The organism is Candidatus Mycobacterium wuenschmannii (genome assembly GCF_030252325.1).
GTDB lineage: Bacteria > Actinomycetota > Actinomycetes > Mycobacteriales > Mycobacteriaceae > Mycobacterium > Mycobacterium wuenschmannii.
Genome location: NZ_CP126981.1, coordinates 3,247,878 through 3,269,076, shown reverse-complemented (window position 1 = coordinate 3,269,076; position 21,199 = coordinate 3,247,878). Strand labels below are relative to the sequence as shown.

The window sequence follows — 21,199 nt, the reverse complement described above, 5'->3', positions numbered from 1 at the left end:
CTGAGACGAACTGCACACAGCCGAGGCCTTGCGGATACCGCCGAAAGGGTTCTGAATTGTCAGTCGCCTTGCACGAAATTGACAGTCTGTCAACCCCCTCTCCCCGCGCGCGGTGCCCCTGACCTGCACCGTTGTTCCGCACCTGTTGGCGCGGCGTGTTAGCATGGAGTCACGAAAGGGGCTCGAAACTGATGAATTTTGCGGTCGGAGACACCGTTGTCTATCCACATCACGGTGCTGCGTTGATCGAGGCGATTGAAAACCGAACCATCAAAGGTGAAGAAAAGAAGTATCTCGTCTTGAAAGTCGCGCAGGGAGACCTGACAGTTCGCGTGCCCGCTGAGAACGCGGAGTACGTCGGCGTCCGCGATGTGGTCGGCCAAGAGGGCCTCGACAAGGTGTTCCAGGTGCTTCGCGCACCGCACACCGAAGAGCCGACCAACTGGTCCCGTCGTTACAAGGCCAACCTGGAAAAGCTCGCCTCCGGCGACGTCAACAAGGTTGCTGAGGTCGTCCGCGACCTGTGGCGCCGCGACCAGGAGCGCGGCCTGTCCGCCGGCGAGAAGCGCATGCTGGCCAAGGCCCGTCAGATCTTGGTCGGCGAGCTGGCTCTCGCCGAGAGCACCGACGACGCTCGCGCGGAGACCATCCTCGACGAGGCGTTGGCCGCCGCGTCCTGATCCTCCCGACGCGCAAGGATCCGCATTGGCCGGCACGGTCGCGGTAGTCCCGGCCGCCGGCTCGGGCGAACGGCTCGCCGCCGGCGTTCCGAAGGCCTTTTTTCAGCTCGACGGCCGAACGCTGGTCGAACGCGCCATCGACGGCCTGCTGGAATCCGGTGTGGTCGACCGCGTCGTGGTGGCGGTTCCGGCGGACCGCACCGATCGCGCCAAGTTGATCCTCGGCAGCGACGCGACGGTGGTCGCGGGCGGCGCCAACCGCGGCGAGTCCGTCAGCCGCGCGCTGGCGGCCGTCGCCGACTCGAAAGCACCCGATTATGTACTGGTGCACGACGCCGCCCGGGCGCTGACGCCGCCCGACCTGGTGGTCCGCGTCGTCGAAGCGCTGCGGGCGGGGCATCCGGCGGTGGTGCCCGCGCTGCCCGTCGCCGACACCATCAAGGCCATCGACGCCAACGGTGCCGTGCTCGGTACCCCGGAGCGGGCCGGGTTGCGTGCCGTGCAGACCCCGCAGGGTTTTTCGACGGAGCTGTTGCTGCGGGCCTATCAGCAGGCCGGTACGACGGAGTTCACCGACGACGCCTCCCTCGTCGAGCACATCGGCGGTCAGGTTCAGGTGGTCGACGGCGATCCGCTGGCCTTCAAGATCACGACCAAGCTGGATCTACTGCTGGCGCAAGCGATCGTGAGCCGGTGACCGGCCGGGTCGGGCTGGGCACCGACGTCCACGTCATCGAGGCCGGCCGGCCGTGCTGGCTGCTGGGTCTGCTGTTTCCGGACGTCGACGGCTGCGCCGGGCACTCCGACGGCGACGTGGCCGTGCATGCGCTGTGTGACGCGCTGCTCTCCGCGGCGGGCCTGGGCGACATCGGCGAGGTTTTCGGCGTCGACGACCCCCGCTGGGCCGGGGCCAGTGGAATGACCATGCTGCGCCACGTCGCCGAGCTGCTCACCGCGCATCGCTTTCGAGTGGCCAACGCGGCCGTGCAGGTCATCGGCAACCGGCCCCGGGTGGGCCCCCGCCGCGCCGAGGCTCAGACGGCGCTCTCGGCGGTGCTGGGCGCCCCGGTTTCGGTGTCGGCGACCACCACCGACGGACTGGGTCTGACCGGGCGCGGCGAGGGCCGCGCCGCCATCGCAACGGCTTTGTTGCTCGCCGCCGACTAGCTGCAGTCCTTTCGCCTCGTGCTGATCGTTTCCCTTGGTCATCGATGCCCAATCCGGCCCGGTAAGCTGGCACGTCGTGACCGATAGCGCCGACCTGCGGCTACACGACACGGCGACCGGCGCCGTTCGTGATTTCGTCCCACTGCGGCCCGGGCACGTCTCCATTTACCTGTGTGGCGCCACCGTTCAGGGCCTGCCGCACATCGGCCATGTCCGCAGTGGTGTGGCATTCGACATCCTGCGGCGCTGGCTGGCGGCGCGCGGCTGCGACGTCGCGTTTGTCCGCAATGTCACCGACATCGACGACAAGATCCTGAATAAGGCCGCCGCGGCCGAACGGCCCTGGTGGGAGTGGGCGGCAACCTACGAGCGGGCGTTCTCGGCCGCCTACGACGCACTCGGCGTGCTGCCGCCGTCCGTCGAACCGCGCGCCACCGGACACATCACGCAGATGGTCGAGCTGATCGAGCGACTGATCGAGTCCGGCAACGCGTATGAGGGCGGCGGCGACGTCTACTTCAACGTGCTGAGCTACCCCGATTACGGCCGGCTGTCCGGGCACCGGATCGACGATGTGCACCAGGGCGAAGGGGTGGCGACCGGCAAGCGCGACCAACGCGACTTCACCCTGTGGAAGGCCGCCAAACCGGGCGAGCCGTCGTGGCCGACGCCCTGGGGACGCGGCCGACCCGGCTGGCACCTGGAGTGCTCGGCGATGGCCCGGACCTACCTTGGCCCTGAATTCGACATCCATTGCGGTGGAATGGATCTGGTATTCCCGCACCACGAGAACGAGATCGCGCAGAGCTGCGCCGCGGGCGACAAGTTCGCCCGGTACTGGCTGCACAACGGCTGGGTCACGCTCGGCGGCGAGAAGATGAGCAAGTCGCTTGGCAACGTGCTCGCCATCCCGGCCATGCTGCAGCGGGTCCGCGCCGCCGAGTTGCGTTACTACCTCGGCAGCGCGCACTACCGGTCAATGCTCGAATTCTCCGAGACCGCACTGAAAGACGCGGTCAACGCCTACGTGGGCATCGAAGAGTTCCTGCACCGGGTGCGGACCCGGGTCGGCGCCGTCGAGCCGACGCAGTGGACGCCGAAGTTCGCGGAAGCCCTCAACGACGACCTCGCGGTGCCGACCGCGCTGGCCGAGGTGCACCGCACCCGCGCGGAGGGCAATCGCGCGCTCGACGCGGGCGATCACGACGCGGCGCTGGCCGCCGCCGGCGTCATCCGGGCGATGATGGGCATCCTCGGCTGCGACCCGCTCGACGAGCGCTGGGAGTCGCGTGACGAGACCTCTGCGGCGCTCGGTGCCGTTGACGTCCTGGTGCGCGCCGAGTTGGAGCGCCGCCAACAGGCTCGTGCACAACGGGATTGGAAGCTCGCCGACGAAATACGGGACCGGCTGAAGGATGCCGGCATCGAGGTGACCGACACGGGCGACGGCCCGCAGTGGTCGTTGGAATCCGATGGCCGGTAACTCGCAGCGCAAGGGCGCCATCCGCAAGTCGTCCAAGAAGGGACCTACGGTCGGTTCCGGCGGCCAACGGCGCCGGGGTCTCGAGGGTCGCGGTGCGACCCCACCGGCGGAGGCACGCCCGTACCATCCGGCCGCGAAGCGGGCCAAGGCGGCAGCACGCCGGGCCGCCCCCAAGCGCAAGGACGACGGCTTCGAAAACGTACTGGGGCGCAACCCGGTGTTGGAATGCCTGCGCGCCGGGGTGCCCGCCACGGCGCTGTACGTCGCACTCGGGGCACAGGCTGACGAGCGCCTCAGCGAATCCGTCACGCTCGCAGCCGATTCCGGTATCGCAATTCTGGAGGTGCCGCGCACCGACCTGGACCGGATGACCACCAATGGGCTGCACCAGGGCATCGCGCTGCAGGTGCCGCCGTACGCCTACCTGCACCCCGACGAGCTACTCGATAAGGCTCGGAACAATCCGCCCGCGCTGCTGGTCGCGCTGGACAACATCTCCGATCCGCGAAATCTCGGCGCGATAGTGCGGTCGGTGGCGGCCTTCGGCGGGCACGGAGTGCTGATCCCCGAGCGTCGGTCCGCTTCGGTGACCGCGGTCGCCTGGCGAACCAGCGCCGGCGCCGCGGCGCGGATACCCGTCGCCCGCGCCACCAATCTCAATCGCACACTGAAGGATTGGGCCGGCAAGGGGTTGCAGCTGGTCGGGCTCGACGCCGAAGGTGACACGATCGTCGACGACGTGGACGGCGACGGTCCGATCTGCGTGGTGGTGGGATCCGAAGGCAAGGGCCTGTCGCGCCTGGTCCGGCAGGCCTGCGATGCCGTGGTCTCGATCCCGATGGCCGGCCCCACCGAATCGCTGAATGCCTCGGTCGCCGCGGGGGTGGTACTTGCCGAGATCGCGCGCCAGCGCCGGAGATGACGAGTGATGATCCGCGCGGCAACCGGTGCTTTCGTCGGCTACACCGCGGTGATGGTCGCGCTGGAAAACCGCATGCGGGCCACCGGGGGTCCGGGGATCATCGCATTCGAGTTGGCCGGCAGCGGTTTTCGCGCCGAGCAGATCATGGCCCAGTGGGGCCCCGACGGCGAGCGGGCGGCCCGGGCGTCGATATGGTTGGACTTCGGCTACATGACGACGTACGGCGTACTGACCGCGCTGCTGGTCGAGCGCGCACGAAGCCGGCGCGGGCATCCGCGGGCGCTGACCTCGGCCGCGGCCATCGCGGTCGCGGGTGACGCAGTCGAAGGCGTATCGCTGATCAGGGTGTTGAACCGCGATCGGGTCGACACTCATGCGCGTCGCGCGCGCGGCGCGGCGCTGATCAAATTCGCGGCCCTCGCCGGCGCAATCGGCTACGTCCTGGCCGAGGCGGTCGCGCCTACGTCGTCGAAGTAGCTTGTCGGCCAACGTATCCGGTGAGCATGGAAACGAGCTCGTCTTCGAGCTGCCGCGCGTCGACGGGTTCCGGAGCGGTGATCAGTCGATGCACCAGCGACTCGATGGTTGCCACCACGACCCGGGCGCTGAGCCGGCCCGTCGCCCGCGCTTCGGGGTGACTGTCCAGGAGCTCGGTGGCCGCGTCGACCATCGCATTCTCCAAATCATGCAGTCGCGCAAGGAAAGCCGGTGCTCGCGGCGCCTCCTCGAACAGCACCCGGTGCAACCGCGGGTTGTCGCGGTGATTGTCGATCGTGGCTCGCACGAAGACGCGCAGCGCGTCGTCGAGTCGTTCCGGTAGGCCGTCCGCCAGCCGTTTGCCGAGGAGGTCGGCACCAGCGTCGACGTGCGCATCCATCAGGGCGTGCAGGATTGCGTCCTTGTTCGGAAAGTATTGGTACAGCGAGCCGATCGACACCTCGGCGCCTTCGGCGATGCGGTTGGTCGTGCCGGCCCGATAGCCGTACTCGGCGAAAACGTGAGCAGCCGCGTCCAATATCCGGTTGCGGGTCTGCGTGGCACGGTCCTGTTTGGGCTGTTTGCGGGCCTTGAACCGGTCTGGCGGGGCGATGGCGTCCACCTCCCGAAATGCGAGTAGTCAATGCCTGCGTCGGCCCGCAGAATGAGCGCACACTAACACCTTCGAGGAGGTCTGAGATGCGGACCGTTCATCTGCAGACAACCCTGCCCACCAGCGCCGATCGGGTATGGCGGGCGATGCAGTCGCCGGTCACCTTCCTCTATGTCTGCAAGGGACTGTTCGGTGTCCCGGCGCTGGCCGGGCGATCCGAGCAGTTTCGCGTGGGCGATCGAGGCACCGCCTGGTTGTTCGCTTTTCACTTCATTCCCGCCTATCGGCACAGCATCGAAGTCGTCGACGTCGACGACGCCGACCACACGGTTCGGACACACGAGCACGGCGGGGTGCTGCGCGCATGGAACCACACGCTGCGGGTCGAGTCGGTCGGGCCCGACGTCTGCCGCTACTCCGACACCGTCGACATCGACGCGGGCCCGCTCACGGCCGGTGTCGCCGCCCTGGCGGTCGGCATCTACCGCTATCGACAACGCCGCTGGCACAAGCTCGTTCGGTTACAGCTGGCACCGCAGGGGCCGGCCTTCTCGCGCTAGATTCCGATCACCCGCGCCGTCGCCCACAACGCCAGCACCGACGTCACCACCGCCGCGGGTACGGTGAACAGCCCGAGCCGGGTGTACTCGCCGACGCCGGCCGAAACACCGTAACGCCGTAAAACGCTGCGCCACAACAGGTTCGACAAGGACCCGACGTACGTCAGGTTGGGGCCGACGTTCACCCCGATCAACACGGCCAGCACTGCCGCGGGGCCGGCGGCCGCCACCAGCGGCACCAAGACCAGGGTTGCGGGCAGATTGTTGACGACGTTGGCGAGCACGGCAGCCAGCGCGGCGTAACCGAGCAGGGCGGCCAGCCCGGTCCCGGAGGGCAGCAGCGCGCCCATATGGTCGGCCACCCCGTTGCGCATGACCGCCTGGACGACGACGCCGAGGGCGAGCACGAACACCAGAAACGGAATGTTGACCGCCCGAACGATTTCGCTCGCGGTGGTGTGGCGGCGGGCCAGACTGCGTACCACCATTACGCTAGACCCGGCCAACGCCGCCCACGCGGGCGCCACGCCCAGCGCCTCGGCGACGACGAAACCGACCAGCGTCAGGCCCACCACGGCCAACGCGAATACCGGTGTCGGGGGCGCGGATTCGTCCTCCAGAGGCTCGGGCGGCACGCTGAGGTCGCGGCGGAAGAACACCCGGAACACCAGGTAAACAGTGCCGACCGCGGCCAGCCACGGCAGGGTCATCATCGCGGTGAATCTGAGGAACGTCAGGTTCGACGCGTTGAAGGCCAGCAGGTTGGTCAGATTGGACACCGGCAGCAGTAGGGAGGCGGCGTTGGCGAGGTGGGCCGTCGCGTAGGCGTGCGGACGCACCGGCGCACGCAACCGGCGAACCGTCGTCAACACCACCGGGGTGAGCAGGACGACCGTCGCGTCCAGGCTCAGCGCGGCGGTGATGGTCGCCGCTACCGCGAACACCTGCCCGAGCAGCCGCCGTGAACCGACGCGGCCGCGGGCCATCGCCGCGCCGGCCGCTTCGAAGAGGCCTTCGTCGTCGCACATCTTGGCCAGCACCAGTACGGCGCCCAGGAACAGGGTCACCGGCAGCAGTCGCTCGGCCTCAACGGCAGCGTCGTGCAACGAGATTGCGCCGACACCGATCAGCAATGCGACGGCGGGCACCGCCGCGAACGCCTCCGGCCACCCGCGCGGGCGGGCGACCGCGAACGCCAGCACCGCAGCCAGCGACAGGACAGCGAGCAGCAGCGTCAAACTCGGGCCCAGGGATCTTCGCGCCGCCAGACCGTCGGCATCTCCAACGCAACCCCGTCGCGCTCGGCCAGCCCGTCCAGGATGCGCAGCGATGCGTCCAGATCGTCGGCCAGATAAGGTAAGGCCCGCAACGGTTTTGACAGCGGACGGAAGAAGTCGTCCCAGTGCACCAGCACCACCCGCCGCGCACCGACGGTCCGCACCGTTTCCGCCCAATAGTCGGCGATGTAGCTCTCCGGTTGCACGCCGAGCTGGCCCACGCCGAGGTAGACCACGTCGGCCCGCTGCCCGCCCAGCGATCCCCGCACGAATCCGGCGCTGCCCTGGATCAGCACCCGACGGTCCGAGGGTCGGTGATGGATCACCGTCGCCCAGGCCTCCCCGCACTTGTAGGCGGCGACCTTCACCGGTGGCACGACGGGCTGATCGATGGTGCCGGGAAACCGGTCGGGCGGGCTGTGCCGCGACTCGAACAGCGTGATGTCAAAGGCGCCCAATCGAATTGGCGAGCCCGATTCGGCGACCTGCAGCCGATCTTCGGACAGGCCATGGCCGCGACCGATGTTCGCGGCGGATTCGCCGCCCACCAGTGATGCGCCGGTCCGATCGGCGACCAGTGCGGAATCCAGGGCATGGTCGAAATGCGTGTGCACCGGCACGACGGCGTCGAGTCGGGAGACCCCGACGCGCGCCAGGCATCCGTCGACCCGCGCGGGCGACGGCGCCAGTTTGCCGACCCCAACCCGGGCCAGGCTCGGCCGGGAGAAGAAACCATCCGTCATCACCGCAGACGACCCGTCGTCGAGCAGCAGGGTGGACACCCCGAGCCACGTCGCGGTCAGCGGGGAGTCGGAATCGGCAACCGGAACCGTGAAGCGATGTGCCTGCTTCGCGAGGTCGGGGCGCCCGGGTCGCAGCCGCATCAGCAAAACGCTTTCAGCTCGATCTCGTCGGCGCGCAGCCGATCCCGGACGGCGGTCGCGATCCGTACCGCGCCCGGCGAATCACCGTGAACGCAGACCGATTCCACTTCCACCGCTACGGTCGAGCCGTCGACGGCGGTCACGGTGCCCGCGGTCACCATGGTCGCCACCCGGTCGGCGATGGCGGCCGGATCGGCCAGCACCGCGCCGGGTTCGCGGCGCGAAACCAGTTGCCCGTCAGGCTGATAGGCGCGATCGGCGAACGCCTCACCGACGGTTCGCAGACCACGGCGGCCGGCTTCGTCGAAGAAGACCGATCCACCCAGCCCCAGCACCGGGAGACTCGCGTCGACCAAGCGCACCGCCTCGGCCACCGCCGCAGCCTGCTCGCGGTGGGTGACAATCGTGTTGTACAGCGCACCATGGGGTTTGACGTAGGACACCGTGGACCCGGCCGCGTGCGCCAGGCCCTGCAATCCGCCGATCTGGTACACCACGTCGGCCAGCAGGTCCGCGGGTGCGACGTCGATGAAGCGGCGGCCGAATCCGGCCAGGTCGCGGTAGCTCACCTGCGCGCCGATCCGCACCCCGCGCTCGGCGGCCAGTCGGCAGACCGCCAGCAGTCCGGCCGGGTCGCCGGCGTGGAAGCCACAGGCGACGTTGGCGCTGCTGACGATGGAGAGCATCGCATCGTCGTCGCCGAGTTGCCAGACCCCGAAGCCCTCGCCGAGGTCGGTGTTCAGGTCGATGCTGGCCACGGCCGACAGCTTAGTCGCCGAAAAACGGCTCAGCGGCACGATTCCCGGTAACCTCAGGGTGCATGAGCCCCCTGCCGCGACGCCGGGCGACACTCGCATCGCTGGCGGCTGAGCTCAAGGTTTCGCGGACCACCATCTCGAACGCCTACAACCGGCCGGACCAACTTTCGGATGCGTTGCGGGAACGGGTGCTGGCCACGGCCAAACGCATCGGTTATCCCGGCCCCGATCCCGTCGCGCGTTCGCTGCGGACGCGCAAGGCCGGCGCGGTGGGATTGGTGATCACCGAGCCGCTGACCTATTCGTTCAGCGATCCCGCGGCGCTGGATTTCGTTGCGGGACTGGCCCAGTCGTGTGAAGCCCAGGGGCAGGGCCTGCTACTCGTGGCGGTCGGCCCGAGTCGCAGCGTTGCCGACGGCACGGCGTCGGTGCTCGCGGCGGGTGTCGACGGCTTCGTGGTGTACTCCGCTGCCGGTGACGATCCCTACCTGCAAGTGGTGCTGCAGCGGCGGCTGCCGCTGGTGGTGGTCGACCAACCCAAAGACGTGCCCGGCGCGTCCCAGGTGAGCATCGACGACCGTGTCGCGATGCGCGAGATGGCCGATCACGTCCTCGGTCTGGGGCATCGCGAGATCGGGCTGCTCACCATGCGCTTGATGCGCGACCGGCATCAGGGGTTGGCCGACGTCAAACGCCTGCACGCGTCCACGTTTCACGTCCAGAGCGAACGCATCCGCGGTGTCCGCGAGGCGATGACGGCGGCCGGCCTCAACCCCGATTCGTTGACTGTCGTCGAAAGCCACGAGCACACCCCGGCTTCCGGTGGCATCGCCGCGCAGATCGCGTTGAAGGCGAATCCGCGCATCACTGCGCTGATGTGCACCGCCGACGTGCTCGCCGTCTCCGCGCTCGACTACCTGCGCGCCCGCGGCAAGTTCGCCCCCGACCAGATCACCGTCACCGGATTCGACGGCGTGCCCGCGGCGATGAGCCGAGGCCTGACCACCGTCGCCCAGCCGAGCTTGCACAAGGGCCGCCGCGCAGGCGAACTCCTACTGAGTGGGGACATCACACCGACGATCGAAGTGCTCACCACCGAACTGATTCGGGGACGCACCGCGGGGCCGCCGCCCTGAGCGATCAGACGTGCGCGGTGTCGCCGTCGCCGATCAGCAGCCGGACCGCCAACTCCAGCCGCTTGGCGACGTCGGTGGCCGACGCCCGCCGGGTCAGCCAGGCCAGCAGATTGTTCGTCCACACATCGGAGATCACCCGGGCGATGTGGTACTGCTCCTCGGTCGGTTCGCCGTCGCTCATCGCGCGGGCGAACATCGAGTCGATCAGCTTCTCCACCTGATCCACCTCGCCGGCCGCCGACGCGTCGGCGAAGACGTAGGCGCGGGTCATGGCCTCGGTCAGCAGCGGGTTGCGCTGCATCGCGCGATTGAGTTTGCTGATCATGAAATTCAGCCGCTGGTTCGGCGTCCCGCCGACCAGGGTCGAGCGGTCGGTCTTGGCGTCGATGCGCTCGAACTCCCGGCCCAGCGCGGACACCAGCAGGTGCACCTTCGACGGGAAGTACCGGTACAGCGTGCCTACTGCGACGTCCGCTCGGTCGGCGACCGCACGCATCTGAACGGCCTCGTAGCCGCCCTTGGAGGCGATCGCCATCGTCGCGTCGAGGATGCGCTTACGACGCTCCCGCTGCGCTTCGGAGCCGAGTTCCGACTCGGCGAGTACCGCCACGTTCATCACCTCACGGGGTTGCGCAGAGGACGAACCCGAGGACGTGCCCGAGTTCTTGTTCGCCGGTGACGACATCTGACGGCCAGCTCCTTTTCTTGCGCGCTCGCCCGAAACGATACGCATGCCGAGCGCGAATCTCCCACCTCCGTGCGGCCGGGACACCGGGATGTCCTGCTGCGATGGCATTCGACTTGACGGTCGAACACTGGCACTATTAGAACACGTTCTAGTGCTGCGCGTAGCGTCTCGCGCTGCGCCGTTTTCCGTCGATCGAGGAGTTCAGGTGGGCACGACCATCACTGACGAACAGTTTGCGGCCCGGGAGTTGGTCCGCGACTGGGCGGCTGGCTCCGGCGCGACGGATGCGGTACGGGATATCGAGCAGGGCGAGCCGAAGGCCTGGCAGCCGGTCTTCGCCGGCCTGGCCGACCTGGGTTTGTTCGGCGTCGCGGTCCCCGAGGACTGCGGTGGCGCGGGCGGCAGCATCGAGGACCTGTCGGCGATGGTCGAGGAGGCGGCCCGGGCGCTGGTGCCCGGCCCGGTGGCCACGACGGCGTTAGCCACACTCGTAGTGTCCGACCCCGCGCTGCGTGAGGCGTTGGCGTCCGGGGAGCGCACCGCCGGCGTCGCGCTGGGCGGCGATGTCGATTTCGACGAGACGGCCTCGCAGGTTTCGGGGACCGCGCCGTGGGTGCTCGGCGGCGTCGACGGCGGCGTGATCTTGGTCCCAGCCGGCGACACCTGGCTGCTGGTCGACCCCGGCGCAGCCGATGCAGCGGGCACCGTATCGGTCGAGGCGCTGGAGGCCACCGACTTCTCCCGGCCGCTGGCGCGGGCGGTGTTCACTGCCGCTCCGGCCAGCGTGGTCGACGCCCCGGTGGCCGATCTGGCGGTGGCGCTGCTGTCCGCCGAGGCGGCGGGCATCACCCGCTGGGCGCTGGACACCGCGGTCGAATACGCAAAGGTCCGCGAGCAGTTCGGTAAGCCGATCGGCAGCTTCCAGGCGATCAAGCACCTGTGCGCCGAGATGCTCTGTCGCACCGAGCAGGTCGCGGTCGCGGCCGCCGACGCCGCCCGCGCCGCCCAGGACGGAGACCGTCGTCAGCTGTCCATCGCCGCGGCGATCGCCGCCGGTGTCGCCATCGACGCTGTGAAGGCCAACGCCAAGGATTGCATCCAGGTCCTCGGCGGCATCGGGATCACCTGGGAACACGACGCGCACCTCTACCTGCGTCGGGCCTACGGCATCGGGCAGTTCCTCGGTGGGCCCGCCCGATGGCTGCGCCGTACGGCCGAGCTGACCCAGGACGGCGTCCGTCGTGACCTCAGCATCGACCTCAGCGACGTCGAGGACCTGCGGCCCGAGATCGCCGACGCCGCTGCCGGAGTCGCCGCGCTCTCGGACGGAGAGCGGCAGGCCAAGCTGGCCGAGGCGGGCCTGCTGGCGCCGCACTGGCCGAAGCCGTACGGCCGCGGCGCGGGACCGGCCGAGCAGCTGTTGATCGACCAGGAATTGGCATCGGTCGAGGTGACCCGCCCCGACCTGGTGATCGGCTGGTGGGCCGCCCCGACCATCCTCGAACACGGCACGCCCGAGCAGATCGAGCAGTTTCTCCCGGGCACGCTGAACGGCGAAATCTACTGGTGCCAGCTGTTTTCCGAGCCCGGCGCCGGATCGGACCTGGCGTCGCTGCGCACCAAGGCCGTCAAGGTCGACGGCGGCTGGGAGCTCACCGGGCAGAAGGTGTGGACCTCGTCGGCGCACAAGGCGCAGTGGGGTGTCTGCCTGGCCCGCACCGATCCCGATGCGCCCAAGCACAAAGGCATTTCGTACTTCCTGATCGACATGGGCACGCCCGGCATTGTGATCCGGCCGCTGCGCGAGATCACCGGCGATGCGTTGTTCAATGAGGTCTTCCTGGACAACGTGTTCGTGCCCGACGAGATGGTGGTCGGCACGATCAACGACGGCTGGCGGCTGGCCCGCACCACGCTGGCCAACGAACGCGTCGCGATGGCTGCCGGCACCGCGTTGGGAAACCCGATGGAGCAACTGCTCGCTGAGGCCGCCAAGGCGGATCTCGATGTGGCGCAACAGGATCAGCTCGCTCACTTAATCATCACCGCGCAGGTCGGCTCGCTGCTCGACCAGCGCATCGCGCAGCTCGCGGTCGGCGGACAGGATCCTGGCGCTCAGTCGAGTGTCCGCAAGCTGATCGGCGTGCGCTACCGGCAGGCGCTGGCCGAATACCGGATGGACCTGTCTGAGAGCTCCGGCCTCGTCGAGGACAAGACGGTCAAGGACTTCCTCAACACCCGCTGCCTGACCATCGCCGGCGGCACCGAGCAGATTCTGCTGACGCTGGCCGCCGAACGGCTGCTCGGCCTGCCGCGCTGAGTTACCCGGCGCCCAACGTCGAGTTGTCGGGCGCGAAGCGACGGATTCCGCACAACAAGTCGACGCTCGGGGCGCCACGCTGCACGTAAGCTCGGGCCCAGCCATGGGTACCGTGCTGATCCCGATCCCCGACCGCGACTTCGACCCGACGGAAGTCGCGGTCAGCTGGCAGGTGCTGCGCACCGAAGGCCACGATGTCCTCTTTGCGACCGAGAGCGGTGCGCCCGGTGCGGCCGATGACATCATGGTCACCGGTCGCGGCCTGGATCTTTGGTCGATGCTGCCGGTGCTGGGCGCGATCACGGTCGTGGGCCGGGCGCTGCGCGCCAACGAGGACGCCCGCCGCGCGTATCGGGAAATGCTGCGCTCGCCCGAGTACCAGAATCCGTCGACGTGGGCCGACGCCACGCTCGACGGGGTCGACGGGCTGGTGTTGCCCGGTGGCCACCGCGCCCGCGGCATGCGCTCGTACATCGACAGCCCAACGCTGCACCGCCTCGTCGTCGACGCCTTCGCCCGCAAGCTGAAGGTTGCCGCGATCTGTCACGGCGTGCTGCTCGCCGCCCGCAGCGTCGATCCCGCGACCGGACATTCGGTGCTCCACGGCCGCCGCACGACGGCGCTCACCTGGGCGCTGGAACGCACCGCCTGGCGGCTGTCGCGCGTCACCCGATTCTGGGACCGCGACTACTACCGCACCTATAGCGAAGAGGCCGGCCAGCCCGCGGGTTACATGTCCGTGCAGGCGGAAGTGACTCGCGCACTTGCGAATCCGTCGGACTTCCAGGACGTCGAAAAGGGTTCACCGCACTACCGGACGAAAACCTCTGGCATGGCCAGGGATACCGCGACGGACCCGAAGCCGGCATTTGTCGTCGACGATGGCGATTATGTGTCGGCCCGCTGGCCCGGCGACACTCACACGTTCGCAAAGGTGTTGTCGGACAAGCTCTGACGCGCTAGGAGAACGTTGCCTGAGCGCAGGTGCTCGGCGAGGTGATGTTGTTTCCGCCGTAGACCACCTGCACGTGGGTGCACATGATGACGGGTGTGTTGGTGCGCGACCGGCCGGTATGCCAGTCGGTCGCATCGATCCGACCGGTGGTCTGGTACTTCTCCAACGGCCCCTCACCGGTGTAGATCGTGGTGACGTTGTCGACCCCGCCCTCTTTGAACACCCGGTCATACTGGGCCGTGGCGTGCACGTCGAGGTACAGCGTGCGATCCATCGAGCGGATGTCGGTGCTCTGCCGCGACCAGAGGTCGTGCGGGAAGCCGTCGAGGGCATCGCCGGTCCGGCGTCCCGCGGCGACGACGAAATCGCAGCTGCCATTCGCGGCGTGGCAGTCGAGCATGGCGCGGGTCTCCAGTTGGCTGCCGTCGTTGAGTGGGATCAGCGAGGTAGCCGTGTTGGTGGCCGCCGGTGCAGTCGCGGGCGGCATCAACACGAGCATCAGACCCGCGCCCGCCAGCGCCGTGACCAGCCGCATCATCTGCCTCGTCCTCCAGTCTCGTTATGCCTGAGCAGAACTTACGCTGCGACTATTCGTCGTAGGTGACTTCGACTGAATCGGTCTCGGGGTGTGCCTGGCACGCCAGGATCAGGCCCTCGTCGAGGTCCTGCTGCTCGAGAACGTCGTTGACCTCCATGGTCACCTTGCCCTTGCGCAGGCTGGTGGCGCAGGCGCCGCAGTGTCCCTCGCGGCACGAGAACGGGGCGTCCAGGCCCTTGTCCAGCAGCACGTCGAGCAGCTTCGCCTTGCGCGGCCACGACACCGTGTGGGTCTCGCCGTCGAGCTCGACGACCGCGCTCGCCGGGCCCGCTTCGGAATCGTCTTCTTCAATCTTCACAGCGGCGAACGGGTCGCTGTCCAGCGACTTGAACACCTCGAGATGTACCTGTGCCGCAGGCATTTTCAGGCTCTCGAGAGCCTCGCGGGCGGCCGTCATGAACGGTCCCGGGCCGCAGATGAAGGCCTGCCGCCCGGTGAACGGCGCGGCCAGTTGCGCCAGCGCGTTGGCCGACGGCAGCCCCTGCAGCGATTCCAGCCAGTGCACGACGGTCAGCCGGTCCGGGTACTTCGCGGCCAGCTCGCGCAGCGCGTCGGAGAAGATCACCGACTTCTCGTCTCGGTTGGCGTACACCAGCGTCACCAGCCCGCCGCCCTCGGACAGCGCGGACTTGCAGATCGACACCACCGGGGTGATGCCACTGCCGGCGGCGAACAGCAGGAAGTCGTCGTCGAGCGTTTTGGGCACGAAGGTGCCGGACGGCGCCAGCACATGGATTCGCATGCCGGCGTGCGCGTTGTCGCACAGCCAGTTCGACGCGTAGCCGTCCTTGTCGCGCTTGACCGTGACAGTCAGCGACTCGTCGGCGAACGGTGAGCTGCACAGTGAATAGCAGCGGGCCACCGAGCCGGTGCGATCGCTGGGAATCCGCAGCGTCAGGAACTGCCCGGGGGCGTAGCGCAGCCGCTCCGCCGGCACATGAGCATCGCCGGGTCCCTCCGGCACCCGGAAGACCAGCGAGCGCGCGTCGTCGGTCTCGGTGACGACGTCGGCGATCTCCAGCTCCAGAACGTGGCTGCCGAGTGGTTCGTCGCGGACGTCGTCGGGGATCAAGCCCGTCACAACCCTGCCCTTCCCTCCGTCATAACTAGAACAGGTTACAGAAAGTTGGTTAGGTATCGCTACCAGGCGCAGGAACACGCTGCTCGACACAAATCGGAACGTGTTCTAGTCTTGCTCCTACGTAAGCCACCTTTGGAGGAACCCGTGACGTCCATTCAACAACGTGACGCCCAGTCGGTCCTAGACGGCATCGACGAGCTACTGCCCAAGCTGCGCCAGCGGGCCCAGGAAACTGAGGACCTGCGGCGTTTGCCGGACGCCACGGTGAGCGAACTCCAGGAAATCGGTTTCTTCCGGCTACTGCAGCCGGAGCAGTGGGGCGGTCTGCAATGCGACCCCGCGGTCTTCTACGAGGCGGTCCGCCGCATCGCCAGCGCGTGCGGGTCCTCCGGTTGGGTCAGTTCGATCATCGGCGTGCACAACTGGCACCTGGCGCTGTTCGACCAGCAGGCTCAGGACGAGGTGTGGGGTAGCGACAGCAACGTCCGCGTCTCATCGTCCTATGCGCCGATGGGCATGGGCACGGTCGTCGACGGCGGCTACCTGGTCAGCGGTTCGTGGAACTGGTCCTCGGGCTGTGACCACGCCACCTGGGCCTTCCTCGGCGGTCCGGTCATCAAGGACGGCCGTCCGGTCGACTTCGGCAGCTTCCTGATCCCGCGCACCGAGTACCGCATCGACGACGTCTGGCATGTGGTGGGCCTCAAGGGAACCGGCAGCAACACCGTCGTCGTTGACAACGTGTTCGTGCCCCGGCACCGCTTCCTGTCCTACAAGCAGATGAACGACGGCACCGCCGGTGGGTACGAGAACAACACCGCAGCCGTGTACAAGATGCCTTGGGGCACAATGCATCCCACGACCATCTCGGCTCCGATCGTCGGGATGGCCTACGGCGCGTACGACGCGCACGTCGAGCACCAGGGCAAGCGGGTCCGCGCGGCGTTCGCCGGCGAGAAGGCCAAGGACGACCCGTTCGCCAAGGTTCGTATCGCCGAGGCGGCCAGCGACATCGATGCCGCATGGCGACAGCTGATCGGCAACGTCAGCGACGAGTACGCGCTGCTGTCGGCCGGCAAGGAGATCCCGTTCGAGTTGCGGGCCCGCGCCCGCCGCGACCAGGTTCGCGCCACCGGGCGCTCGATCGCCTCGGTGGACCGGCTGTTCGAGGCGTCGGGTGCCACCGCGTTGGCTAGTGATGCTCCAGTGCAACGCTTCTGGCGTGATGCGCACGCCGGTCGGGTGCACGCGGCCAACGACCCCGAGCGGGCCTACCAGATCTTCGGTAACCACGAGTTCGGGCTGCCGCCCGGCGACACGATGGTCTAGGCGTGACAACGACGGAAGAACTCACCTTCGAGTCCACGTCCCGTTACGTCGAGGTCGACGTCGACGGACCGCTGAAGCTGCATTACCACGAGGCCGGTGTCGGTCACGAGCAGACGATCGTGTTGCTGCACGGCGGCGGCCCGGGCGCGGCGAGCTGGACGAACTTCTCCCGCAACATCCCGGTGTTGGCCGAGCGGTTCCACGTGCTGGCCGTCGATCAGCCCGGCTACGGGCACTCCGACAAGCGGGCCGAGCACGGCCAGTTCAACCACTACGCCGCCCGGGCGCTGAAGGGTCTGTTCGACCACCTCGGCCTGGGACGCGTTCCGCTGGTGGGCAATTCGCTGGGCGGCGGCACCGCGGTGCGCTTTGCGCTGGACTATCCGGACCACGCCGGCAAGCTGGTGCTGATGGGCCCGGGCGGACTCAGCATCAATCTGTTCGCGCCCGACCCCACCGAGGGCGTCAAGCGACTGGGCAAGTTCTCTGTCGAGCCGACGCGAGAAAACCTCGAAGCCTTCCTGCGGGTGATGGTCTACAACCAGAAGCTGATCACCGACGAGCTGATCGACCAGCGCTTCGAACTCGCCTCCACACCCGAGTCGCTGATGGCGACCCGCGCGATGGGAATGTCTTTCGCCGGAGCCGATTTCGAGCTCGGCATGATGTGGCGCGAGGTGCACAAGCTTCGTCAGCCGGTGTTGTTGATCTGGGGCCGCGAGGATCGCGTGAATCCCCTGGATGGTGCGCTGGTGGCGCTCAAGACAATTCCCCGCGCGCAACTCCACGTCTTCGGCCAGTGCGGACACTGGGCGCAGGTGGAGAAGTTCGACGAATTCAACAAGCTGACCATCGACTTCCTGGGATAACTGATGAGCATTCGTTCCCTCGCGTATCTGCGCATCGAAGCCACCGACATGCAGGCCTGGCGCGACTACGGCCTGAAGGTCCTCGGCATGGTCGAGGGCAAGGGCACCGTCGAGGGTGCCCTGTATCTGCGGATGGACGACTTTCCGGCCCGCCTGGTGATCGTGCCGGGGGAGCACGACCGGCTCGCGCAGGCCGGCTGGGAGTGCGCGAACGCCGAAGGCCTGCAGGAGATTCGGAATCGGCTCGATGTCGAGGGCACCCCATACAAGGAAGCCACCGCCACCGAATTGGCCGACCGCCGGGTCGACGAGATGATCGTGTTCACCGACCCCTCGGGCAACGGGCTGGAGGTGTTCCACGGCGCCGCCCTCGAACACCGCCGGGTCGTCAGCCCCTACGGCCACAAGTTCGTCACCGGCGAGCAGGGTCTCGGTCACGTCGTGCTGACCACCCGCGACGACGCGGAGACGCTGCACTTCTATCGCGACGTGCTCGGCTTCAAGCTGCGCGACTCGATGCGACTGCCGCCGCAGGTGGTAGGCCGCCCCGCCGACGGGGCGCCGGCCTGGTTGCGGTTCCTGGGTTGCAACCCGCGCCACCACAGCCTGGCGTTCATGCCCGGTCAAACTCCAAGCGGCATCGTGCATCTTATGGTCGAGGTCGGCGAGGCCGACGACGTCGGACTGTGCCTGGATCGCGCGCTGCGTAAGAAGGTGCCGATGTCGGCCACCCTCGGCCGCCACGTCAATGACTTGATGTTGTCGTTCTACATGAAGACCCCCGGCGGATTCGATGTCGAATTCGGTTGTGAGGGAAGGCAGGTCGAAGACGACGACTGGGTCGCCCGAGAGAGCACCGCGATCAGTCTCTGGGGCCACGACTTCAGCGTCGGCTTCAAGTAATGCCCGCGCAGATCGACGCTCGCGCGTTTCGCAGCGTGCTGGGTCAGTTCTGCACCGGCATCACCATCATCACCACCGTGCACGACGACGTTCCGGTGGGCTTCGCCTGCCAGTCCTTCGCGGCGCTGTCGCTTGACCCGCCACTGGTGCTGTTCTGTCCCACCAAGGTGTCGCGGTCGTGGCAGGCCATCGAGGCCAGCGGCAAGTTCTGCGTCAACGTGCTGACCGAGAGCCAGCAGCACGTCTCGGCTCGCTTCGGCTCGAAGGAGCCGGACAAGTTCGCCGGAATCGACTGGCATGCATCAGAACTCGGCTCACCGATCATCGACAATTCGCTGGCCTTCATCGACTGCACGGTGGCGTCGGTGCACGACGGCGGCGATCATTTCGTGGTGTTCGGCGCGGTGCAATCGCTGTCCGAGGCGCCCAAGATCAAGCCGCGACCGCTGCTGTTCTACCGCGGCGACTACACCGGCATCGAGCCGGACAAGACCACACCGGCGCAGTGGCGCGACGACCTCGAGGCCTTCCTGACCACCACCACCCAGGACACCTGGCTCTAGCCCGTCGCCAGCGGCTCTGCCGCGATGATTTCTGCCCGGCCCGCGGGTCTGCCCCTAGTGAGAGAAGGGGAGAAGATGGCTATCGAGCATGTGTTGGCGGCGGTTCCGGTGACCGACCTGGACCGCAGCCGTCAGTGGTACGAGTCGCTGTTCGGGCGACCGGCGGACAACAACCCGATGAGCACACTGTGCGAGTGGCAGGTCGTGCCCGGCGGATGGGTGCAGGTATTCGTCAACGAACAATGCGCCGGGTCGTCGTTCGTGAATTTCGCGGCGCAGGACCTGGAAGCCGAGATCGAGGAGCTGAAACAGCGCGGCCTGGAAATGGGTGAAATCACCGATGCGGCCAAGGGCGTGCGACTCTCGGCGCTCACCGACCCGGACGGCAACACGGTCACGCTGATCGGCGGCTTCCGAGTCCAGTACTGATTTTTTGCTACCACTACGCTCGCCACCAAGGCTCTTTCGCTAGAGGCGGGCTGCGTTGTTCCGTTTTGTCTTTGTCGCGGTAGAGCTTTACGAATGGCTCGAATCCGGGGCTCTGCTCAACCACGCACCGCCGAGTTGGCGTGCGGACTGGGAGATCGCCGACCCGGACAGCTACCCCCCGCCGGCACCAGGGTCGGCGAGGCCAGCTCCGTCTAGTGCCAGCGGGCCTGATGCTCGGCGTGGGTGTCCAAATAGGCTCCCGGACCGAACAACTCGTCGTAAAAGTCGGTGTCGAGGTGCTGGGCTTGCAGGTACATCAGCACGTGCACGGTCGGCATCGTGCCGGGAATCTTGCCGAACGTGTCGTAGATGTAGGACGCTTCGAGGGTCACCAGTTCCTGGATGCCGTCCGGTGGCAGCGCCGATCCGCGCACCTTCGTGGTGTCCGACCAGGGTCCGGGAGTGTCGGGGTGAAAGGGCCCGCCCGAAGCGAACTTTCGCTCGACCAGCTTGTCCACACCAGCCGCGATCGACGGCACGTGCGGCGGGCTGAGCGTCTCGAAGAACCTGGGTAACCCGGTGACATTGGGGAAGGGCCAGCGGTCGTCGTGGTCGGCGACGAACCCCACGCCCGGTGCCCGCGGATCGTGCGACCCGCCCAGCACGGAAATCCGGTCGAGCCCGTCGTAGGTCCAGCCGCCGAGGCCCATCGCCTGCAACGCCAGGACGCCGTTGTTGGCGGCAATCGCGAGTTCGGCGCTGGCTTCGGTGATGGTGTACTGCTCGACGAACGACAGCGGTAGCGGGTCATCGAAATGAGTGAGCGACGAAAAGCCCTCCAGGCCGGGGATATTACGGCCGGTGATGTCGTCGACGATCGGGTAGCCGTTGGCCGCGAAGAACCACAGGTTCTCCATCAGATGTTCGGCGAGATCGGCCACCGGGAACGCCAACAGACTGCCCGGATGATTGCCGATCCAGGTGTTGTGGCCCTCCATGTACGGCTCTTCGCGAGGCAGCTCGAGGCGGGCGTCCGAGATCTTCACGTAGGAGTCGGCGGTGTGGCTGATCCACGCCTCGGCGCTGTCGAACTCTCGCGGCTTTTCGTCGCGACTGAGCAGCAGATAGGTCCCTGTGTCGTCGGTGAAGAACAGCTGGCTGGTGTGAAAACCCGCCGCCGACGGGAACGTCCGTCCCGTCGCGCTGCCCGAGTAGTTGGGGAACGACGGCGCGTAGCCGGGATGGTGGGTGATCCCGAAATTCCAACCTGTCACGCCACCGGTCACCGAAATCAGCAGCGCTCGCTCGACTTCTGACAGCGGCTGGACCGGCCGTCGGCTGGTGTAGGCCAACACGCCGTCCGGAATCTGGCCGCCCACCGGAAATCGGCGCGACCGGCGCCCGGTCATCGCGGCGAGCAGCGGAAAACGGGCAAGCTGAGCCAGTGCCGCCCGCTCGTGCTCGGAAATCTGCAAGCCCACGTCCGGATGCTAACCCGGATCGCCGG

At 67.6% G+C, this 21,199-nt stretch carries 23 protein-coding genes; 15 read left to right on the top strand and 8 right to left on the bottom strand.

Features of this window, described 5'->3' with window-relative positions; genetic code table 11:
• Window positions 1–191 precede the first annotated feature (191 nt).
• The 6 genes from carD to PT015_RS15630 all read left to right on the top strand — a co-directional run bounded on the left by carD (window position 192) and on the right by PT015_RS15630 (window position 4,729).
• Window positions 192–680, top strand: a complete 489-nt coding sequence (gene carD, locus PT015_RS15655; protein ID WP_285185604.1) for an RNA polymerase-binding transcription factor CarD — start codon at window positions 192–194, stop codon at window positions 678–680.
• Window positions 681–705: 25 nt separating this feature from the next.
• Window positions 706–1,377 carry a 2-C-methyl-D-erythritol 4-phosphate cytidylyltransferase gene (ispD, locus tag PT015_RS15650; RefSeq protein ID WP_285185603.1) on the top strand — a complete coding sequence of 224 codons (672 nt, stop codon included), beginning with the start codon at window positions 706–708 and terminating at the stop codon, window positions 1,375–1,377.
• Window positions 1,374–1,847: a 2-C-methyl-D-erythritol 2,4-cyclodiphosphate synthase gene (ispF, locus tag PT015_RS15645; RefSeq protein WP_285185602.1), complete on the top strand. Its 474-nt coding sequence runs from the start codon at window positions 1,374–1,376 to the stop codon at window positions 1,845–1,847. The genes ispD and ispF overlap by 4 nt, the downstream gene beginning before the upstream one ends.
• 76 nt (window positions 1,848–1,923) lie before the next feature.
• The gene (gene cysS / locus PT015_RS15640) at window positions 1,924–3,330 is read left to right on the top strand and encodes a cysteine--tRNA ligase (RefSeq protein WP_285185600.1); all 1,407 of its coding nucleotides are present in this window, start codon (window positions 1,924–1,926) and stop codon (window positions 3,328–3,330) included.
• Entirely contained in the window at window positions 3,320–4,252 is a 933-nt protein-coding gene (gene rlmB, locus PT015_RS15635) for a 23S rRNA (guanosine(2251)-2'-O)-methyltransferase RlmB (RefSeq protein ID WP_285185598.1), read from the top strand. The genes cysS and rlmB overlap by 11 nt, the downstream gene beginning before the upstream one ends.
• A 6-nt stretch (window positions 4,253–4,258) precedes the next feature.
• A complete protein-coding gene (locus PT015_RS15630) occupies window positions 4,259–4,729 on the top strand; it encodes a hypothetical protein (protein WP_285185596.1) in 471 nt (156 codons plus the stop codon).
• Here PT015_RS15630 and PT015_RS15625 read toward each other — a convergent pair.
• Complete coding sequence (locus PT015_RS15625) at window positions 4,713–5,351, bottom strand: TetR/AcrR family transcriptional regulator (protein ID WP_285185595.1); 639 nt, start codon at window positions 5,349–5,351, stop codon at window positions 4,713–4,715. The genes PT015_RS15630 and PT015_RS15625 overlap by 17 nt on opposite strands.
• 77 nt (window positions 5,352–5,428) lie before the next feature.
• Between PT015_RS15625 and PT015_RS15620 the strand changes: the two genes are divergently transcribed.
• The gene (locus PT015_RS15620; RefSeq protein ID WP_285185594.1) at window positions 5,429–5,902 is read left to right on the top strand and encodes a hypothetical protein; all 474 of its coding nucleotides are present in this window, start codon (window positions 5,429–5,431) and stop codon (window positions 5,900–5,902) included.
• Here PT015_RS15620 and PT015_RS15615 read toward each other — a convergent pair.
• The 3 genes from PT015_RS15615 to PT015_RS15605 are packed head-to-tail and all read right to left on the bottom strand — an operon-like array spanning window position 5,899 to window position 8,821.
• The gene (locus tag PT015_RS15615) at window positions 5,899–7,140 is read right to left on the bottom strand and encodes an SLC13 family permease (protein ID WP_285185592.1); all 1,242 of its coding nucleotides are present in this window, start codon (window positions 7,138–7,140) and stop codon (window positions 5,899–5,901) included. The genes PT015_RS15620 and PT015_RS15615 overlap by 4 nt on opposite strands.
• Window positions 7,137–8,063, bottom strand: coding sequence for an MBL fold metallo-hydrolase (locus tag PT015_RS15610; RefSeq protein ID WP_285185590.1), 927 nt, complete (start codon window positions 8,061–8,063; stop codon window positions 7,137–7,139). The genes PT015_RS15615 and PT015_RS15610 overlap by 4 nt, the downstream gene beginning before the upstream one ends.
• Window positions 8,063–8,821, bottom strand: a complete 759-nt coding sequence (locus tag PT015_RS15605) for a LamB/YcsF family protein (protein ID WP_285185589.1) — start codon at window positions 8,819–8,821, stop codon at window positions 8,063–8,065. Before PT015_RS15605 ends, PT015_RS15610 begins: the two co-directional genes overlap by 1 nt.
• Before the next feature lie 62 nt (window positions 8,822–8,883).
• On the opposite strand from PT015_RS15605, the gene PT015_RS15600 reads away from it, so the two are divergent.
• Window positions 8,884–9,957 carry a LacI family DNA-binding transcriptional regulator gene (locus PT015_RS15600; RefSeq protein ID WP_285185587.1) on the top strand — a complete coding sequence of 358 codons (1,074 nt, stop codon included), beginning with the start codon at window positions 8,884–8,886 and terminating at the stop codon, window positions 9,955–9,957.
• Between the two features lie 4 nt (window positions 9,958–9,961).
• Here PT015_RS15600 and kstR read toward each other — a convergent pair whose 3' ends face one another.
• Window positions 9,962–10,567, bottom strand: a complete 606-nt coding sequence (gene kstR, locus PT015_RS15595) for a cholesterol catabolism transcriptional regulator KstR (protein ID WP_285191133.1) — start codon at window positions 10,565–10,567, stop codon at window positions 9,962–9,964.
• Window positions 10,568–10,850: 283 nt separating this feature from the next.
• Between kstR and PT015_RS15590 the strand changes: the two genes are divergently transcribed.
• Both PT015_RS15590 and PT015_RS15585 read left to right on the top strand, forming a co-directional pair.
• Complete coding sequence (locus PT015_RS15590) at window positions 10,851–12,965, top strand: acyl-CoA dehydrogenase (protein ID WP_285185586.1); 2,115 nt, start codon at window positions 10,851–10,853, stop codon at window positions 12,963–12,965.
• A gap of 103 nt (window positions 12,966–13,068) precedes the next feature.
• Complete coding sequence (locus PT015_RS15585) at window positions 13,069–13,920, top strand: type 1 glutamine amidotransferase domain-containing protein (RefSeq protein ID WP_285185584.1); 852 nt, start codon at window positions 13,069–13,071, stop codon at window positions 13,918–13,920.
• Between the two features lie 4 nt (window positions 13,921–13,924).
• Here the strand turns inward: PT015_RS15585 and PT015_RS15580 are convergent, their stop codons facing one another.
• Together PT015_RS15580 and PT015_RS15575 are read right to left on the bottom strand one after the other, a co-directional pair.
• Window positions 13,925–14,458 carry a hypothetical protein gene (locus PT015_RS15580; RefSeq protein WP_285185582.1) on the bottom strand — a complete coding sequence of 178 codons (534 nt, stop codon included), beginning with the start codon at window positions 14,456–14,458 and terminating at the stop codon, window positions 13,925–13,927.
• Window positions 14,459–14,507: 49 nt separating this feature from the next.
• Window positions 14,508–15,587, bottom strand: a complete 1,080-nt coding sequence (locus PT015_RS15575) for a ferredoxin--NADP reductase (protein WP_285191132.1) — start codon at window positions 15,585–15,587, stop codon at window positions 14,508–14,510.
• Window positions 15,588–15,743: 156 nt separating this feature from the next.
• Here PT015_RS15575 and hsaA point away from each other — a divergent pair, with 156 nt between their 5' ends.
• From hsaA to PT015_RS15550, 5 genes are all read left to right on the top strand, one after another.
• Window positions 15,744–16,928: a 3-hydroxy-9,10-secoandrosta-1,3,5(10)-triene-9,17-dione monooxygenase oxygenase subunit gene (hsaA, locus tag PT015_RS15570; RefSeq protein WP_285185581.1), complete on the top strand. Its 1,185-nt coding sequence runs from the start codon at window positions 15,744–15,746 to the stop codon at window positions 16,926–16,928.
• A 2-nt stretch (window positions 16,929–16,930) separates the two neighbouring features.
• Window positions 16,931–17,797: a 4,5:9,10-diseco-3-hydroxy-5,9,17-trioxoandrosta-1(10),2-diene-4-oate hydrolase gene (gene hsaD, locus PT015_RS15565; RefSeq protein WP_285185580.1), complete on the top strand. Its 867-nt coding sequence runs from the start codon at window positions 16,931–16,933 to the stop codon at window positions 17,795–17,797.
• A gap of 3 nt (window positions 17,798–17,800) precedes the next feature.
• Window positions 17,801–18,700, top strand: coding sequence for an iron-dependent extradiol dioxygenase HsaC (gene hsaC / locus PT015_RS15560; protein WP_285185579.1), 900 nt, complete (start codon window positions 17,801–17,803; stop codon window positions 18,698–18,700).
• Window positions 18,700–19,263, top strand: coding sequence for a 3-hydroxy-9,10-secoandrosta-1,3,5(10)-triene-9,17-dione monooxygenase reductase subunit (hsaB, locus tag PT015_RS15555; protein WP_285185578.1), 564 nt, complete (start codon window positions 18,700–18,702; stop codon window positions 19,261–19,263). The genes hsaC and hsaB overlap by 1 nt, the downstream gene beginning before the upstream one ends.
• Window positions 19,264–19,338: 75 nt before the next feature.
• Window positions 19,339–19,692, top strand: coding sequence for a VOC family protein (locus PT015_RS15550; protein ID WP_285185577.1), 354 nt, complete (start codon window positions 19,339–19,341; stop codon window positions 19,690–19,692).
• Window positions 19,693–19,904: 212 nt separating this feature from the next.
• Here PT015_RS15550 and PT015_RS15545 read toward each other — a convergent pair whose 3' ends face one another.
• Window positions 19,905–21,173 carry a hypothetical protein gene (locus tag PT015_RS15545; protein WP_285185576.1) on the bottom strand — a complete coding sequence of 423 codons (1,269 nt, stop codon included), beginning with the start codon at window positions 21,171–21,173 and terminating at the stop codon, window positions 19,905–19,907.
• Window positions 21,174–21,199: the final 26 nt, after the last annotated feature.

Coding starts and splice junctions, on each gene's coding strand:
- hsaB (WP_285185578.1), top strand. CDS start 18,700: ATGCCCGCGCAGATCGACGCTCGCGCGTTTCGCAGCGTGCTGGGTCAG.
- PT015_RS15580 (WP_285185582.1), bottom strand. CDS start 14,458: ATGATGCGGCTGGTCACGGCGCTGGCGGGCGCGGGTCTGATGCTCGTG.
- PT015_RS15630 (WP_285185596.1), top strand. CDS start 4,259: ATGATCCGCGCGGCAACCGGTGCTTTCGTCGGCTACACCGCGGTGATG.
- hsaC (WP_285185579.1), top strand. CDS start 17,801: ATGAGCATTCGTTCCCTCGCGTATCTGCGCATCGAAGCCACCGACATG.
- PT015_RS15585 (WP_285185584.1), top strand. CDS start 13,069: ATGGGTACCGTGCTGATCCCGATCCCCGACCGCGACTTCGACCCGACG.
- PT015_RS15550 (WP_285185577.1), top strand. CDS start 19,339: ATGGCTATCGAGCATGTGTTGGCGGCGGTTCCGGTGACCGACCTGGAC.
- rlmB (WP_285185598.1), top strand. CDS start 3,320: ATGGCCGGTAACTCGCAGCGCAAGGGCGCCATCCGCAAGTCGTCCAAG.
- PT015_RS15620 (WP_285185594.1), top strand. CDS start 5,429: ATGCGGACCGTTCATCTGCAGACAACCCTGCCCACCAGCGCCGATCGG.
- PT015_RS15600 (WP_285185587.1), top strand. CDS start 8,884: ATGAGCCCCCTGCCGCGACGCCGGGCGACACTCGCATCGCTGGCGGCT.
- PT015_RS15610 (WP_285185590.1), bottom strand. CDS start 8,063: ATGCGGCTGCGACCCGGGCGCCCCGACCTCGCGAAGCAGGCACATCGC.
- carD (WP_285185604.1), top strand. CDS start 192: ATGAATTTTGCGGTCGGAGACACCGTTGTCTATCCACATCACGGTGCT.